Origin of the sequence: Pseudacidobacterium ailaaui (assembly GCF_000688455.1) — a bacterium.
Taxonomy (GTDB): Bacteria; Acidobacteriota; Terriglobia; order Terriglobales; family Acidobacteriaceae; genus Pseudacidobacterium; species Pseudacidobacterium ailaaui.
In genome coordinates, this window is sequence record NZ_JIAL01000001.1 from 1,136,825 (window position 1) to 1,152,276 (window position 15,452).

Consider the following 15,452-nt stretch of genomic DNA (forward strand, 5'->3'; position numbering starts at 1 on the left):
AGCTGACTTGCTATCATCCTTCCAGATGGATCCCGTCACCCACTTGCTTACTGGTGCTGTTCTCGGTCGTGCAGGATTGAACCGCAAGGCCGCCTATACCACTTTGGCCATGACACTTGCCGCTGAAGCCCCGGATCTCGATGTGCTGTGGGGCCTCCGAGGTCCTGTGGCCGGCTTTGAACATCATCGAGGCATCACGCACACTCTGCTGGCTGCGCCTTTCATTGCACTGGTCACCGTGGCCGTGGTCTGGCTTGTCCACCGCTGTCGGAAAAAGCCGCCGCTCGCTCCCGTACGCTGGGCCCTTTTGTGGTTTTTTGCTTTTCTTGCCGACCTCAGCCACTTGTTGCTCGATTTCACCAACAACTACGGTCTGCGCCCCTTTTTCCCCTTTTCGCCACGCTGGTATTCATGGGACATCGTCTTCATCGTCGAACCGCTGATGCTGGCTGTGCTGGTCCTCGCCCTCCTCATGCCATGGATCTTCGGCCTGACCGATCGTGAGATTGGTGCCAGACGCAATCCCTTCCGCGGACGAGGATGGGCCATTACAGCTCTGTTGTTGATCGCATTCCTCTACGGATTACGCCACGTCGAGCACCAGCGTGCCATGGACCTGGCCCGCAGTGCAGAAATAAACGCCGGTCCTCTCCTTCGCGTCGCCGCTGAACCTTATCCTGTCAATCCCTTTCATTGGTATGCCATTCTCGAAACAAAAACTACATACCAAACCATAATAGTAGATACGCATCTTGATGATGCAGATGCAGATTCCGGACAGACCATCTACAAACCAGCGGTCACCCCGTTGATTACCGCAGCAAAACAGTCGTGGCTTGGCCAGGTTTATCTTGATTGGTCAAAGTTTCCAGTGATTGAAGACAAAGGTCCCATCACGCCGCCCGGATACGACGTAGACCCAGCACAGCCCGATTGGCACACCGTGCAGTTTCGCGATCTGCGCTTCGGCTATCCTGTGCTGTCTTTCAAAGCCAATGACTCTGTTCTTTCCGGATGGGTCTATGTTGGCCCTCAGATGGAAATTGAAGGTATGTTCATGAGTGGAAAAGAACAAAAGAATTGAACCGACTCTCGAAAGTCCGCATACCTTTCACATGGCCCGCCTGGAGACAATGCTCTGGCAAGCAATCCCTCTTGCCAGAGCATTGAAAGTCAATTACAGTGCCGTCACCACAGACTTTACTTCGGTATAGTTGTTCAGCACTTCGGCACCCATCTCACGTCCCCATCCGGATTGCTTGTACCCGCCAAAAGGCAAGGCTGCGTCAAAGACATTATGACAATTGATCCAGACCGTTCCTGAACGGATTCGCTTTGCCATTTTATTCGCTATTGAAATGTCGCGCGTCCATACACTCGCAGCGAGTCCATATATCGAATCGTTGGCCTCACGTGCGATGCGGTCCAGGTCTGCATCGGAAAAGGGCACTGCGCAAACGACCGGCCCAAAGATCTCTTCACGTACGACTTTCATTTCCGGCGTGGTGCGCGTCAATACAGTAGGCTGCACAAAATACCCGCGGTCAGCGGCCTTCTTTCCGCCTACCTCCACCTTTGCGCCCTCCTTCACTCCGGATTCGATATATCCGGTCACACGCTGGAACTGTTCTTCTGAAACCAGAGGTCCCATCTCCGTCTGCGGATCAAGACCGCTGCCTACACGGATTTTGGCAGCTATATTTGATACACCTTCCACCACCTTTTCAAAAACATCCTTGTGGGCAAACAGGCGTGACCCGGCACAGCAGCATTGTCCATGATTAAAGAAGATGGCCGATGCCGTCCCGGGAATCGCCCGGTCCAGGTCCGCATCTGGAAAAACAATGGCGGGAGACTTTCCTCCCAGCTCCAGCGTGACCTTCTTCAGATTGCCAGCTGCTGCCTTCACAATAAGCTTTCCGACCTCTGTCGATCCGGTAAAGGCCACCTTGTCTACAAGCGGATGTGCCGCAAGAGGGGCGCCCGCACCCTCTCCGAAACCCGTAAGCACATTCACGACTCCTTCCGGAAAACCTGCTTCATGAATCAGCTCGGCCAGACGCAAACCGGAAAGCGGCGTCTGCTCGGCCAGCTTTAACACGATCGTACATCCGGCTGCCAGCGCCGGACCGAGTTTCCAGGCTGCCATCAGCAGGGGAAAGTTCCAGGGAATGATCTGCGCAACTACCCCAATTGGCTCCCGAAGGGTGTATGCCAGAAATTCTCCAGGAAAGGAAATCGGAAAAGTATGCCCCATGATTTTTGTGGCCCAACCTGCCATATAACGGAAAAGGTCCACCGCCAGGGGCACGTCTGCAGCGCGTGCCACAGAAAGCGGCTTGCCGTTGTCCATGGATTCAATTTCCGCAAATTCTTCAAGGTTTTGTTCGAGCAGGTCCGCCAGCTTCCAGATGAGACGCCCGCGCTCGGAGGCCGACATCCTGGCCCAGGGCCCTTCATCAAAAGCGCGGCGCGCTGCATGCACCGCTTGGTCTACATCTTGACTTTCCGCTTCCGGGACATGCGCAATGATTTCTCCCGTTGCCGGGTTGTAGACAGGAAAAGTCTTACCAGACGCGGCTTGAACAAACTTTCCGTCTACATACATACGGTGTTTTTGTGCAATGAAGTCAGCAGCTTTCTTATCGAGACGAGGATCGAGAGCGATGGTTGCCATAAGAATGCTCCTTAGAGCGGTCGGCCGGGATTCTGGCTTGCTGTTTGAGAGAGAATTTTGGGGCCGAAACCGCACCGCGCAACACAATACACCCGCACACTGAGAATAGGAAAGAGCGCAGCCTATTCTCCGAACCTTAGCAGCAGACCTGCCCGTGCTGTTCGTGGAGCAGCCAGCGTGAGCACTGGCGTTTTGCCCACCTCAATCGAACGGTCCAGTAGGTTTTCCCCTGCTGCAAACACCGCCATGTGATGCCCGAATTCGTGAGACGCATACATATCAAACCTGAAGTAGCCGTGCAGCAGATAGCGGTTCGCGTCATCATCAAACTGGCGGCCGCTGATGCGGCCCTGAAAGCTCAAAACGCCAAGATGGATGCTGGTCAATCGCAGCTGTGCTGTCGCCATATTGCGCGCAACCTGCGGGATCCATTTGCCAATCAGCTGGGGCTGCTGGTCAAAGCGGGTCACCGTTGCATCTGCATATTGGTATCCACCAGTCAGAGAAGCCCAATGGAGAGGGTGCAGCTCATAATCTACAGAAACGCCGCGGCTTTCAATCTGACCCAGATTTTCCCGACGCAGCAGTGCTGATACAGATGTTACCTGAAGCGTAAGCGCCGTAATTGGGCGGTTGACCTGGGTCCAGAAATAGCTGACACGAAGCATGGAGTTCCAGTGTTGCAGGTTCGTCTGCAATCCGGCCTCCCACCCCGTGGCCCGCTCAGAGCGCAGGTTGGGATTCGGAAGCGTGGTCTGCTGGCCGACCTGTCCTGTGCGGTAGAGCTCATTTTCAGTAGGAGCACGGTAAGCGCGGAATGCCAAAGCGTGCAGAGCAAGACCCGGCGTGATTCGCCACGAAATTCCCAGACGCGGATTCAAAACCGTCTCGTCAAACGACGGCAGAGAGGCCCCGCCGGACGATGTCCATTGCATGGCATCGAAATTCGAGAAGTGGTCAACGCGCGCGGAAGCACTCAACGTCCAGTTTGCCGGAGTGGCCAGTGCTTCTCCGTACAAACCCGTCTGGCGCTGTCTTGCCGTTGTACTTTGAAAACTCCTGGATGCAAAAGTCAGCTCATTGTCAGACGCCCGAACATCATGAGTATCGGCACCAGCCATCAATATGGCTGAAGACCCTGCCGGTTGCCTCCAACGGAGTGAAGCACCCAGCTCATCTGCAGGATCTTCTGCATAACGAGTCAGGGTCTCCGACATCCGGTCTGGATGGACGGAGGAAAATGTCTGACGATAATGTTCCGTGCTTCCATAAAAGCGCAGTGTCCACCGCTGCGTATCCGCACCGGCCGAATATCGCCACAAACGTGTCCCATTCTTTTGCAGAGGAGTTCCATTGTCACGGGCCTCATTCATTCCGCTCCCACGCAAAAAAACAGTACCATTGTCAGCTACCGTCCGTTCGATCTCTATCAGCCCGTTCTGCACATGTACATTGGAGGGCCGATCTATAGGACCGCGCAGGGCCGGAGCTACCAAAATGTAGCCATCCGTGCCGATCATTCCTGCGGCCACCAATGCGGCCCAGGGCCCTCGTTTTGCCGATGCCAACGCGCCATGGTCGGCAGTCCCTTCTGAACCATAGCTTGTGCTGAGCGAGAACATGTCTTGTCTGGGTCGCTCCGTGACTACATCCATGACACCACCGATTGCGCTGGAGCCATATAAGTCCGAGGCGCCGCCACGGACCACCTCCACCGAATGGACTGCGATCTCCGGAAGTTCCTCCCAATGGATCCATCCGCCATAAGGATCATTCAGTGGCACATCATTGGAAAGAACAAGAGTGCGGCTTGCCGCCGTTGAACCCAGCCCGCGCAGGGAGATGCCCTGCGATGTGGGATTGGCCACCAGTTCGCTCGATCTGCGAAACAATTCCAGGCCAGGTACCTGCCGCAGCTTGCCTGCAAGTCCTGGTGCAGCTCCTTCCCTCAGTTGCTGCTGGTCAAGGACGCGCTCGCTTGCCGGGCTGTCCAGTGTTTCCATCGGCGTCCGATAGGCCGTCACCACAATCTGCTCGATTTGCCGCATGAGAACAATCTTTGCCACAGACCCTGCTCTGATTGAGACTGTCTCCGTCTCGTAGCCCGGAGCTTTTACCTGCACCCGCACCTGGGATTGTGGACCCAGAGAAAAGGAAAACCCTCCCTGCTTGCCGGTCACGGCCAGCGCAGTCCCTTGCATGTCTGTGACTACTGCATCACTGACAGGCTGGTCCTCAGGATTCACAATGCTCCCTGAAAATACCTGCGCTTTCGTCAGACTGCAAAAGAACAGCAGGACCATCAGGAACACTTTCTTGGCATGACTCTTCATCACTTCAACGGCCCAGCAGCCGTACCCCTTCTTCTTCCGGCAATTCCTGCAAGAGCTCTCGTATGGTTTTCTTCAAAATCGGGTGCCGCAGTTCCGGGGCAATTTCTGCCAGTGGAACCAGGACAAACCTGCGTTTCTCCAGTGCAGGATGCGGCAACGTAAGCATGGGTGTCTTCAGGATCCAATCTCCTGCCAGCAACAGGTCTAAGTCCAGCGTGCGCGGGCCTTTTGGGATGCCGGCATTGCGGTCACGCCCGAACCGTCGTTCAAGAGACAGCAGATTTTCAAGCAGTTCTTCCGGTGAAAGCTCGCTTTCCAGCGCAGCCACAGCATTCATAAATAAAGGCTGGTCCTGATAACCCACAGGTTCCGTCTCATACAAAGAAGACCGCGCTACGACCGTGCCTAGTTGACTCAACGCAACAATCGCAGCCTCGATCGTCTCTGCTGGAAGGCCTGCCTGTGATGGCAGATTCGAACCGATCCCGATATATGCCTTCATAAAGACAGATTACGTTACGATCATCAAAGGATGAGAATTGCTTTCTTTGGCGGCACCTTCGATCCTCCCCATTGTGGACACCTGAAAATTGCACAGGCCGCTACCCAGCGACTGCATCTGGACAGAGTACTGTTCGCACCCGTTGGGCATCAGCCACTGAAACTTCATGGATCGAGCGCCAGCTTTGAGGACCGTATGGCAATGGTAAAACTGGCCATTGCTCCCTTTCCGGCTTTCGAGGCATCAGAACTCGACGCTCCGCTGCCAGGCCGCCGCCCCAATTACACCATAGATACTCTGCTCAGGCTGAAAGCTTCTCTGCACCCTCATGACGACCTCTTTTGCCTCATAGGGGCGGACTCTTTCCTGACATTGAAGGATTGGCAGCGTGCCGCTGAATTAATTTTTGTTTGCAACTTCATCGTTGCCGCCAGGCCAGGGTTCACCCTGGATCAAATGGACCGTGCACTGCCATGCAATATACAAAGACAAACCATTCTCCAGCAGTCCAAAGAGCTTATCCGGTTTTGCCTGCGAAATCCTCAGGGAAAACAAACGGAGCTGAATCTTCTGCCTGACATCCATGAGGAGATTTCCGCTACCGCGATTCGTGCGGCGATTGCCGCAGGCCAGCCGACCTCTCCGCTCCTTCCGCAGAGCGTGCTTGCTTATATCTATCAGCGCGGTCTTTATCAAAGCTGACGAGTTCCCAGGCTTCATGCTGGCTTTTCCCCGCTCTCCACGCTACGATGGAGCGTTGGAGTACCTGCTACCGAATGGCATCGACTGAAACTCGTCAAATGGTGCTGGCCGCCGCTTCGGCCTGCGAAGAGAAAAAGGCAGAAAACACCCGTATCCTCGAACTGGACCCGGCTGACTCCGGCTTTACGGACTTCTTCCTCATTACCAGCGCAGCCAACGACCGGCAGGCTGTGGCCATCAGCGACGAAATCGAATTGCGCCTGAAACGCGATTTCCACACCTTGCCTCATTCCGTGGAGGGCCGTCGCGTAGGCGAATGGATCCTGATGGATTATGTAGACTTCGTCGCCCATATCTTTCTGCATGAAAAACGCGCATTTTATGACTTGGAAAGATTATGGAAATCCGCCACTCCTGTAGACCTGGAAGAACTGAAGGCCACTCTCAAGAAGAAGACCGCTGCTGTAAGAAAAAAGGCAGTTCGCAAAAAGTCTGCACCGATGAAGACCTCGGTTAAGAAGGCCGCGAAAAAGAAGTCCACCTCAAAAAAGACTGCATCCAAAAAAGCGAAGCCCTCTGGTCAGTCACGCAAAAAACAATAAGCTGCTCGTAAGGAGTAAGAAAATGGGGCTGCCCAGTTGGCAGCCCCCTGATTTTTTCTAGCGGGACTTCAGAATTCGAAACGCAGTGCTAATTGAATCGCACGACGCTCATCTCCTGAACTGGGTACACCTCCAGGTGAACCCTTTACAGCCTGAACAGAAGTTCCTTCAGCATAATCCGCCGTTCCTACTACAGGATAAAAGTTATGATGGTTCAGCGCATCGTAGAATTCCGAGCGGAACTGAATGTTCATCTGTTCCCTGATGTGGAAGTTCTTATACACTCCCAAGTCAAGGTTATATCTGCCCGGAGACCACCAGGAATTCCGTCCTAGCCCCGGATTCTGATAGCAGCCGTTGCTGGTGCAGGTTGGAATATCCGAACCTCCCAGTATTGGATCCGTATAAGGATTCTTTGAATCGGCCGGAATGTTGATATAGGTGTAGCTGTTGACCCCACCATTGTTGACTGGAGTTCCGTGGAATTTCAATCCCGGTGCATTCACAATCCGTGGGCAGGCATTAATACCATTCGTGCAGTCATAAATGGTAAAGGGTGTTCCTGTCTCCGCATAAAAGATGGGGGCAAACTGCCAACCACCAAGTACGGTTTGCACAAACGCAGACTGTCCGCGGAACCTCAACCAGGTTGGCTCATAGGTTCCGCCAACAGTGACCCGTTGACGAATATCAAAATCCGCATTTCCCCTGTCCAGTGCCGGATTGAACGGGTTCAGAAATCCCAGGTTGAAATTGTTACTGGACTGGCTGAAAGTCGAGCTTAGATTGTCCATTGCATGTGCGAAAGTGTAATTCGCAACCACCTGGAAGCCTTCTGAGGCAAACCGACTGCTGTTCAACCGGATATTCAGGGCATTATACTAGCTATCACCATTGGCGCCACGAACATTGATGTTGGAGTATTGGTAATTCAGGCGGTTGCCCACATGAGCGTCGCCCATGTACGCATTGCCACTCCCGATAAAGTTCCAGTTTGCGATTGAGTACTGATGAATCCCTCTGCTTCCTGAATACTCAATTCCTACCGTTGTGTTGGCTGCAACTTCGTGCTCCACACCAAGGCTGTAGATATGAGCATAGGAAACAGGGATGTTCTGCACTGGCGCGCGCAAACTGGTCTTGGGCAACGCTTTGGTACCAGATCCAGCCAGGGGACCAGCGTTGTCCGTGTAAACCGGCATCGACGGAACGTCGACTCCGGCGACCAGTGAAATGACCGCATAGTTGGGCGGGTTTTGGATGACATTATAGGTCACATTGCCGAAGTCACGTTCGTATGCAATTCCATAACCACCGCGAATGGCCCACTTCCCATCGCCTTTTACGTCCCAGGCAAAACCAACACGAGGGGCAAAGTTATGAAACTGTTGTTTGTAAAGACCGCCTACGGGGCTGTTGGGCGTCGTCAACACTTGCCCATTGCGGATCTGCTGGAACAGATTGCTTCCAGAGCCAAGGAAGAAGTTTGATTCAAGATTCGGATTGGAATTGTGCTGGACGCCATAGTATTCCCACCGAATTCCCAGATTCAACGTAAAGTTCGGGAATACTTTCCAGGAATCTTGGCCAAAGACATTCCCGTCGTTAAAGGTGTTTTCGCGCTTAAAGCTCGGTGGCCCTGCGGGAAGATTGACTGTGCATGCCGGAGTTACAATCGTGTTTCCCGAAGCATCTGTTGCACATGGGAATTTTCCCTGAGGATTAATTGCACCCTGGAAGCTGTAAATGGACCCGGCCTGTAAGGCCTGTAGTGCGCTTGTTTCGGCCGTGCCATTCTTTGCAACCTGCTGCACAGAGTTCTCATAGGCACCAAAGATACGATTGTCGCGTATCTGAATAAACTGGCCACCAAAACGGAAAGTATGTTGTTTTACACTCCAGGTAAGGTCGGGGCTGATTTCATATACATTCTGCGGGCCGCCAAACGGAATTGCATTGCCCGGGCTGAATGGCAGGTAACCTGGCAACGCAATCTGCCTTCCTGTCATGCCATCCACACTGGCTGTATTGCCCTGGTTCAAATAGAGTGTCGGGCCAACCGGAGCAGAGGCCAGCGGCTGATTGTTATTCAGACGGTTATAAGCAAGACGTAAACCGGATACAATCGACGGATTGAATGTATGCGTAACATTGATCAGAATGTTCTGGTTGTAGTTGTTGTATCCCGTGTCATAACCGGCATACGGACTGAATGCGTTTGTGCCCGGGAGCGCGTCTTGATTAAAAACGCCATAGCGTCCATAAATTAAGGTTTTGTCGGAGACATTCCAGTCAATACGATTCAGAATGGAGTACGCCGATTGCGGATCTCCTGCGCCCGCGTTTGAAGGCACAGAGTAGGACACCAGCTCCAATGGAGCCGCTCCCGTCCATCCGGACGGGGTAATGGTTTGAAGAACAGTTGCATTCGAGCGCAGCTTCCCATACTTAGCAAAAAAGGCCTGGGTTGCGGCTGCCGAGGAAGAAATAAATGAATCAGTTGGCACCACTGTCTCTTGCTGCCCAGCACTGGCGACACGGGTCCATTCAGTGTTTGAAAAGAAAAACAGCTTATCCTTCTTGATAGGGCCGCCTACGGAATATCCAAACTGATTTCGCGCGAACCGGTCGTGCGGAAGCCGCGGAATTCCGTTCGCCAGGTTATAGGCATTCGTCGAAGACTCATTGAAGGTATTGGCCGAGAGTGCAGAGATTCGATTGTACTCGTAAAGAGAACCATGAAAATTGTTCGTTCCTGATTTGGTCGTTACGTTCACCACCCCACCGGAAGCACGGCCCATCTCGGCAGTGAAGCCATTCGTTACGATACTGTATTCCTGCACAGAATCCAGAGGAATGCTCTGGCCTACACTGGCGCTGAATGTATCCACGTTTTCCGCACCATCCAGCAGGATCCCGGTACTTGCTGAGCGCAGACCGTCAATCGCAACTCCAACACCGTTTGGCCCAGTTGAACCATTGGGATCCGCGCTTACGTTGCCGGAAAGCTGCACAAAGTCATATGGATTTCTTGTCAGACTGGGCAAGGACTGCATCTCACGCGGAGTAATGACCTGCGCGACCTGCTGATCAGTCGTATTCACTGCCGCGGCTGCATCCAGTTCACTTACCTGCACCGTAGTCTGAGCACTGGAAACACTAAGCCGGATCTCCTGGTTGATGCGCCCACCCACTGTAAGAGTCAAATTTTGGCTGTAGGCGCTAAAACCTGATGCCGACACCGACAATTGATAGGGCCCAGGAACCAAAGAGGCAAACTGGAATTCCCCTGACGCTCCCGAAGTTGCTTCGCGGGTCAGGCCTGTATCTGTTTTTTTGAGTGTTACCTGGGCTCCTGCTACGGCAGCTCCGCTGGAATCCAAGACTGTTCCAGAGATTGTGCCGGACTCAGCCTGACCGAAGCTAAACTTCGCACCGGCAAACCATAGCACTAACCCCAAGGCCAGTAAAAAGGCTCTTCTGAAATATGGTGTGCAATTCATACATCCCCCTGCAGGAAATTTTGAGAAGCAAAATTTCATGTTTGTTACTAATTACTAAGCAAACCAGATTCCAGAAACCGCAGGTTCGAACGGAAAGTACCCCCGATGCAAAATCTGACCCTAATTTTCAAGGATTTAACGAATTTTCTGTTTACCTTTAAACAAATATATATTCGATTTTGTTTACGCATTGAGAAATCAATCCGTTTTGTGTGTCTCCGATTTTTAGGAAACAGACTGCATATGTTATGAAAATTCATATTTGCTGCGCATACACTGGAATTGCGGCATGAAATCGACATGAAACTTTTGTTGGCATGGATTGGTTCACGGAACGTGCGTGATTCGCGCGAAGCGGAGTACCTCCGCCTGATCCAACCTTTCGCATCGATAGATTCGGCTGTCTTCCGCTCTGAAAAGGACTTTTTTGACAAAGCTGCCGCGCTAAAGGGGCGGACGGCACCCGTCCTGGTCCTTTTGGACAGTCGAGGAAAGCAATGGACTTCAGAAACATTTGCTGCATGGCTTGGCCGCCAGCGTGATGATGGGTGTCAACGAATCATTTTTGCGATAGGGCCGGCTGATGGATGGTCGGAAGAGGCGCGCGGGCGCGCAGATCTGCTGCTTTCTCTCTCCATGATGACGCTGCCGCACGAACTGGCGCGGGTCATGCTCTGCGAACAGGTCTATCGGGCATTTACAATCCTCTCTGGGCATCCCTATCACACGGGACACTGATGGACATGGTTGATTCTCGTAAAGGACTGGTCCTCATTCACACGGGCCCAGGCAAGGGCAAGACCACTGCCGCCATGGGCACGGCCCTGCGCGCAGTCGGCAACGGCATGAAGGTGCTCATGCTCCAGTTTCTGAAAGGATCCTGGCATTACGGCGAGCTGGACGCGGTCAAGGTCTTTGACGGCAACTTCGTCATGCGGCAGATGGGCCGCGGCTTCGTGAAAATCGGTGGGGCCGAGACGGACCCGGAAGACATTCGCCTGGTCGAGGAAGCCTGGGAGGAAGCCAGCAAGGCCATCCTCTCCGGGGAGTGGGACATGGTGGTGCTGGACGAGATCAACTATGCTATCAGCTATCGGATGCTGGACCCGGCCAAAGTAGTTGAGGTCCTCCAAGCGCGCCCAGAAATGGTGCACGTGATCCTGACGGGGAGAAATGCGCATCCTTCCCTGGTTGAGATCGCAGATACAGTCACCGAAATGCGCGAGGTGAAACATGCTTACCAGAAAGGTATTCTGGCCCAACGAGGAATAGAGTATTAGGTAAGACCATGCAGGGTCGCTTCGCTATGCGCTCGCGCGTTTTGGCGGAGAACAAGATTGAGAGAGAGGTGGCATGTCCTGGTTTAAAAGACAGGAGAACCGGATTGAGAACGCTGGGGAAAAAAGCGTTCGCACGGAAGGGCTGTGGATAAAATGCGAAAAGTGCAGCCAGATCATCTTCAAGGCCGACGTCGAGGCCAATCTGCAAGTTTGCCCGAAATGCGGGCACCACTTCCGGATGGGGGCAAGGGCGCGGATTGAAAGCCTGCTTGAGCCGGGATATGAGATTGTGGATACGGAGCTGAAGTCTACAGATCCCCTCCATTTTACTGACCTGAAGCCCTATCAGTCCCGCCTGAAGAAGGCCCAGCAGGAGACCGGACTGAATGATGCCATCGTGAATGCGGTAGGGAAAATGGGACCGCATTCGGTTGTCCTGTCGGTGCTCGAATACTCCTTTATTGGCGGCAGTATGGGCGCGGTGATGGGAGAGACCATTGCCCGCGCTGCCGACCGGGCCTATACGTCGCACCATCCGCTGATCGTCGTCTCAGCTTCCGGAGGAGCGCGCATGATGGAAGGGATTGTCAGCCTGATGCAGATGGCCAAAATCTCTGCGGCCCTGGCGCGGCTGGACGATGCACGGATTCCCTATATTTCGGTTCTTACAGATCCCACTACAGGCGGTGTGACGGCCAGCTTTGCCATGCTGGGAGATCTCAACATCGCTGAACCCGGAGCGCTGATTGGCTTTGCCGGCCCCCGGGTCATCGAACAGACCATCCGGCAGAAGCTGCCAGATGGTTTTCAGCGCTCGGAGTTTCTACTGGAACACGGATTTCTGGATGCCGTTGTGCCGCGCAAGGAACTCAAGCCGTATCTGATACGGGCCCTCGATTTCATGAGTCCCACTCAAGCCGCTTCGACTGCCTGAGTCGCTCCCGCTGGACGTATGATTTTTTAAATTCTTGAAAAAGAATGACTTAAGCTATCAGCGCGCACCAGCGATGAGGAACCGCGTAAGAGCGGGGACTCGGCCAATTTTTTTGTAAATTCTTCATAACAAAAGACTTATAAGTAAATTATTGAAAACGAAGAAGATACAATCAAACCCTGCTGGGCCGGAACCAGAGTTTGTGCCGGATGTTTTTCTACTCCTCTTTCTATTTTAGCGAAATCAGGCAAAATATCCGGCACCTGAGGGAACGAAACCGCCGCTATTGCACCTCGGCATTTTTGATCCCCGATTTCAAGTGCTCCCGGTCCGGGATGTACATATATCGTAGAGTTATCCATGATCCATGTGAAAGGAACCAAGCCTTGAGTCAGTCTGCTTTTCAGTTTCCTCACCGCCGCTACAATCCGCTGCGTCGCCAGTGGGTGCTGATTTCTCCTCACCGTACGCAGCGGCCGTGGCAGGGGGAAGTGAATCCGTCTTCAGGTTTTTCCGAGGTGCATTATGATCCGGCGTGCTATCTCTGCCCAGGAAATGAGCGGGCAGGGGGGCATCGTAATCCTCATTATGAAAACGTGTTCATTTTCGACAACGACTATGCCGCCCTGCTGCCCGACTCACCGGCGCCGGAGACAGAAGACATGCCCGAGCTTTTGCGGGCCGAACAGGAGCGGGGCCGCTGCCGCGTCTTGTGCTTCCATCCAGACCACAGCCTGACGCTTGCCTTGATGCAAGAGAAAGACATTCGGGGCGTGGTGGACGCATGGACGGAACAATACAAGGAGCTGGCAGGAAATCCATCGATTCGTTATGTACAGATTTTTGAGAACCGCGGCGCGATGATGGGCGCGAGCAATCCGCACCCGCATTGCCAGATCTGGGCAACCGAGCATGTTCCTGATGAGCCTGCAACGGAAACTGAATCGCTCCGAAGCTATCAGGCCGAACACGGATCCTGTCTGCTTTGCGATTATCTGAAGATCGAAAGTGAAAAACAGACCCGCGTGGTCTGCGAAAATGACGAATTTCTGGTAGTCGTACCCTGGTGGGCAGTGTGGCCGTTTGAAACGCTGGTGCTGGCCAAAAAGCACGTAGGCTCGCTGGCTGAGTTTACAGACCGGCAGAAAACGGCATTTGCAAACATTCTGAAGCAGACAACCATCCGCTATGACAACCTGTTTCAGACCAGTTTTCCCTATACGATGGGCCTTCATCAGACCCCTTGCGACGGGGAGAGCCATGGCGAATGGCATTTTCATGCGCACTACTATCCGCCCTTGCTGCGGTCGGCGACGGTAAGAAAATTTATGGTAGGGTTCGAGATGCTCGGGATGCCGCAACGGGACATCACGCCGGAGAGCGCGGCAGAGCGGCTGCGGGCCTTGTCCGGGGTGCATTTTACCCAGGAGCATGGAAGCGGGGCAGCGGATTAAAGGCCACCGGCAGGGCCGGGAACGCTGTTCCCTGTCAGGTCGCTGGGCAAATATGTGTTGCAGCGGCCAACCCGCGGAAGATCCGGGGCCTATGCCGAGCAAGACGGTGGGAAGGAAGCCACAGAGGACTGCGCGAAAAAGACCATAAATGGGTGGCAGAAATTATGGTGAGCCCGCTGGGATTCGAACCCAGGACCCACGCCTTAAAAGGGCGTTGCTCTACCAGCTGAGCTACGAGCTCGCGCAGTACCGCTTCTACAAAGGTACCATATTTTGCCAGTAGTCCGGGCCGGTGAAACGGCCGGTTTCCCACAACAGAAGTGCGCGGAAAGATCCAAGGAACGGCAATTCCAGGCCGTGACTGAGGATGTCCCGGACCTATCGCTTTTCGCGGTTCATGGGAACTACTTGTACGGTCGTATCTCGCACTTCAGCCAGAAAGCGGTTGATGACGGAGCCGCGCAGCAGGATGTCAAAGCGCGAGCGGGCGGACTGTCCGAACACGACATGGGAGATGTTCTCTTTTTTTGTAAAGTTGATGAGAGCATCGGCCACGTTCTTGTCATGCAGGACGCTGACCTTGGCGCCAAGGTCCCGTGCCAGCCGCTGGTATTCCTCCAGGCGGTGCTGTGCTTCAGGAGATTTGTGGTGGTCCTTGCCTGCATCCACATAGACGGCATACCAGTTCGTGGCAAGTCGCCCTGCGATCCGCGCGCCGGTGCGAATGAGCCTCTCGGTACCGGGATGGGGCGAGATACAGACCATGACCTTCTCCGGAATGGGGGCCTGCTCAAGCCCCTGCACACGCCGATATTCTGAGGCGGCGCTGCTGACCTGTTCGGCCGTGGTGCGCAGGGCCAGCTCGCGCAGCAGGTTGAGATTGCCCTTGCGGAAGAAGTTGGCCAGCGCCTGCTCGACTTTTTCCGGAGCATAAATTTTGCCTTCCCGCAGGCGGGCGCGTAACTCCTCGATGGTGATGTCCACATTGACGACTTCGTCGGCACGCTTCAGGAAACTGTCCGGAATGGTTTCCTTGATCTGTGTGCTGGCGGAGCGGGAGACAGCATCGTTGAGTGTTTCAAGATGCTGGATGTTGACGGCGGTCATCACGTGGATGCCCGCGTCGAGCAGCTCCAGCACATCCTCGTATCTTTTGCGATGGCGCGACCCCGGAACATTGGTGTGCGCCAGCTCATCGACGATGCAGGTGTGGGGACGGCGGGCCAGTACAGCATCCAGGTCCATTTCGTGCAGGGTCACGGAGCGGTAGGGGACCTGTTTCAGGGGAACAATTTCAAGATCGCCGAGGAGCGCCTCGGTCTCCTTGCGGCCATGCGTTTCAATCAGGCCGATGACGATGTCCACGCCTTGCTGTTTGAGCAGGTGGGCATCTTCAAGCATCCGGTAGGTCTTGCCGACTCCGGGAGCAGCGCCGAGGTAGATGCGCAGTTTTCCGTGACTCATC

Annotated in this window: 11 protein-coding genes, 1 tRNA gene and 1 pseudogene; 7 read left to right on the forward strand and 6 right to left on the reverse strand. The window is 54.0% G+C overall.

The annotated features are described in order from the left end of the window. Positions 1–7 precede the first annotated feature (7 nt). The gene (locus N655_RS17430) at positions 8–1,084 is read left to right on the forward strand and encodes a metal-dependent hydrolase (protein ID WP_238324498.1); all 1,077 of its coding nucleotides are present in this window, start codon (positions 8–10) and stop codon (positions 1,082–1,084) included. Between the two features lie 93 nt (positions 1,085–1,177). On the opposite strand, the gene N655_RS17435 is transcribed toward N655_RS17430, so the two are convergent. The 3 genes from N655_RS17435 to folK form a co-directional block, all read right to left on the reverse strand. Next, positions 1,178–2,677: an aldehyde dehydrogenase family protein gene (locus tag N655_RS17435; RefSeq protein WP_044934014.1), complete on the reverse strand. Its 1,500-nt coding sequence runs from the start codon at positions 2,675–2,677 to the stop codon at positions 1,178–1,180. Positions 2,678–2,799: 122 nt separating this feature from the next. Continuing rightward, complete coding sequence (locus N655_RS0105065) at positions 2,800–4,980, reverse strand: TonB-dependent receptor (protein WP_162173496.1); 2,181 nt, start codon at positions 4,978–4,980, stop codon at positions 2,800–2,802. A gap of 34 nt (positions 4,981–5,014) precedes the next feature. Continuing rightward, positions 5,015–5,512, reverse strand: coding sequence for a 2-amino-4-hydroxy-6-hydroxymethyldihydropteridine diphosphokinase (gene folK, locus N655_RS0105070; protein WP_026442109.1), 498 nt, complete (start codon positions 5,510–5,512; stop codon positions 5,015–5,017). A gap of 30 nt (positions 5,513–5,542) precedes the next feature. Between folK and nadD the strand changes: the two genes are divergently transcribed. After that, positions 5,543–6,214, forward strand: a complete 672-nt coding sequence (gene nadD / locus N655_RS0105075; RefSeq protein ID WP_026442110.1) for a nicotinate-nucleotide adenylyltransferase — start codon at positions 5,543–5,545, stop codon at positions 6,212–6,214. Between the two features lie 74 nt (positions 6,215–6,288). Then, on the forward strand, positions 6,289–6,816 hold the full coding sequence (rsfS, locus tag N655_RS0105080) for a ribosome silencing factor (protein WP_026442111.1): 528 nt from the start codon (positions 6,289–6,291) through the stop codon (positions 6,814–6,816). A 68-nt stretch (positions 6,817–6,884) separates the two neighbouring features. On the opposite strand, the pseudogene N655_RS0105090 reads toward rsfS, so the two are convergent. Then, positions 6,885–10,358: pseudogene (locus tag N655_RS0105090) on the reverse strand (TonB-dependent receptor). Between the two features lie 261 nt (positions 10,359–10,619). Here N655_RS0105090 and N655_RS0105095 point away from each other — a divergent pair. From N655_RS0105095 to N655_RS0105110, 4 genes are all read left to right on the forward strand, one after another. Then, positions 10,620–11,057 (forward strand): 23S rRNA (pseudouridine(1915)-N(3))-methyltransferase RlmH, encoded by a 438-nt coding sequence (locus N655_RS0105095; RefSeq protein WP_026442114.1) that lies wholly within the window; start codon positions 10,620–10,622, stop codon positions 11,055–11,057. A 5-nt stretch (positions 11,058–11,062) separates the two neighbouring features. Beyond that, positions 11,063–11,599, forward strand: a complete 537-nt coding sequence (gene cobO / locus N655_RS0105100) for a cob(I)yrinic acid a,c-diamide adenosyltransferase (RefSeq protein ID WP_081823788.1) — start codon at positions 11,063–11,065, stop codon at positions 11,597–11,599. A 73-nt stretch (positions 11,600–11,672) separates the two neighbouring features. Then, the gene (gene accD, locus N655_RS0105105) at positions 11,673–12,533 is read left to right on the forward strand and encodes an acetyl-CoA carboxylase, carboxyltransferase subunit beta (RefSeq protein WP_026442116.1); all 861 of its coding nucleotides are present in this window, start codon (positions 11,673–11,675) and stop codon (positions 12,531–12,533) included. A 386-nt stretch (positions 12,534–12,919) separates the two neighbouring features. Continuing rightward, a complete protein-coding gene (locus N655_RS0105110) occupies positions 12,920–13,987 on the forward strand; it encodes a UDP-glucose--hexose-1-phosphate uridylyltransferase (RefSeq protein WP_026442117.1) in 1,068 nt (355 codons plus the stop codon). A 165-nt stretch (positions 13,988–14,152) separates the two neighbouring features. On the opposite strand, the gene N655_RS0105115 is transcribed toward N655_RS0105110, so the two are convergent. Then, positions 14,153–14,228: transfer RNA gene (locus tag N655_RS0105115), tRNA-Lys, on the reverse strand. A gap of 137 nt (positions 14,229–14,365) precedes the next feature. After that, positions 14,366–15,451: a universal stress protein gene (locus N655_RS17440; protein WP_044934015.1), complete on the reverse strand. Its 1,086-nt coding sequence runs from the start codon at positions 15,449–15,451 to the stop codon at positions 14,366–14,368. Position 15,452 lies beyond the last annotated feature (1 nt).

Coding starts and splice junctions, on each gene's coding strand:
- folK (WP_026442109.1), bottom strand. CDS start 5,512: ATGAAGGCATATATCGGGATCGGTTCGAATCTGCCATCACAGGCAGGC.
- cobO (WP_081823788.1), top strand. CDS start 11,063: ATGGTTGATTCTCGTAAAGGACTGGTCCTCATTCACACGGGCCCAGGC.
- N655_RS0105065 (WP_162173496.1), bottom strand. CDS start 4,980: ATGGTCCTGCTGTTCTTTTGCAGTCTGACGAAAGCGCAGGTATTTTCA.
- N655_RS17440 (WP_044934015.1), bottom strand. CDS start 15,451: ATGAGTCACGGAAAACTGCGCATCTACCTCGGCGCTGCTCCCGGAGTC.
- nadD (WP_026442110.1), top strand. CDS start 5,543: ATGAGAATTGCTTTCTTTGGCGGCACCTTCGATCCTCCCCATTGTGGA.
- accD (WP_026442116.1), top strand. CDS start 11,673: ATGTCCTGGTTTAAAAGACAGGAGAACCGGATTGAGAACGCTGGGGAA.
- rsfS (WP_026442111.1), top strand. CDS start 6,289: ATGGCATCGACTGAAACTCGTCAAATGGTGCTGGCCGCCGCTTCGGCC.
- N655_RS0105095 (WP_026442114.1), top strand. CDS start 10,620: ATGAAACTTTTGTTGGCATGGATTGGTTCACGGAACGTGCGTGATTCG.
- N655_RS17435 (WP_044934014.1), bottom strand. CDS start 2,677: ATGGCAACCATCGCTCTCGATCCTCGTCTCGATAAGAAAGCTGCTGAC.